The sequence below is a fragment of the Lachnoclostridium sp. An169 genome (assembly GCF_002160525.1).
Classification (GTDB): domain Bacteria; phylum Bacillota; class Clostridia; order Lachnospirales; family Lachnospiraceae; genus Mediterraneibacter; species Mediterraneibacter cottocaccae.
The window spans coordinates 1-1,058 of the sequence record NZ_NFKT01000076.1; the positions used below are offsets into that span (position 1 = coordinate 1).

Genomic DNA, 1,058 nt, shown 5'->3' on the forward strand with positions numbered 1-1,058 from the left:
ACGCCTTTCGTGCGGGTCGGAACTTACCCGACAAGGAATTTCGCTACCTTAGGACCGTTATAGTTACGGCCGCCGTTTACTGGGGCTTAAGTTCAAAGCTTCGCGTTACCGCTAACCTCTCCCCTTAACCTTCCAGCACCGGGCAGGCGTCAGCCCATATACCTCACCTTTCGGTTTCGCATAGACCTGTGTTTTTGCTAAACAGTTGCTTGGGCCAATTCTCTGCGGCCTCTCTCGAGGCACTCCTTCTCCCGAAGTTACGGAGTCATTTTGCCGAGTTCCTTAACAATGCTTCTCCCGTCGGCCTTAGGATTCTCTCCTCATCCACCTGTGTCGGTTTACGGTACGGGTATACTGCAAACAATAGCGGCTTTTCTTGGCAGCCAGCTCACGTGCTTCCCTACTTCTTTTCGGTCCGCGTCACGTCTTCCCATTGCACACCGGATTTGCCTGATGTGCTGGTACCACGCTTGCACCGGTCTTTCCATTCCCGGCTCACGCTCTCTTTCTGCGTCCCCACAGTTCTGTTACAGTATAGTACAGGAATCTCAACCTGTTATCCATCGACTACGCCTCTCGGCCTCGCCTTAGGTCCCGACTTACCCAGGGCAGATCAGCTTTACCCTGGAAACCTTAGATATTCGGCCGGAAGGATTCCCACCTTCCTCTCGCTACTCATTCCGGCATTCTCTCTTCTTAACCGTCCACGGCTCCTTCCGGTACCGCTTCGTCCGGTTAACAATGCTCCTCTACCGATCTACATTCGTAAATCCCTGAGCTTCGGCAGTGTGTTTCAGCCCCGGACATTTTCGGCGCAGGACCTCTCGACTAGTGAGCTATTACGCACTCTTTTAATGGATGGCTGCTTCTGAGCCAACATCCTAGTTGTCTTTGAAATCCCACATCCTTTTCCACTTAACACACATTTTGGGGCCTTAGCTGCAGGTCTGGGCTCTTTCCCTTTTGACCACCCAACTTATCTCGGATCGTCTGACTCCCATGCACCATCTACACGGCATTCGGAGTTTGATATCCCTTGGTAAGCTTTGACGCCCCCT

1 rRNA gene is annotated in these 1,058 nt (G+C 52.5%); it reads right to left on the reverse strand.

Annotated elements, in window-relative coordinates:
- Positions 1-1,058, reverse strand: a 23S ribosomal RNA gene (locus B5F07_RS22150); the annotation flags it as partial.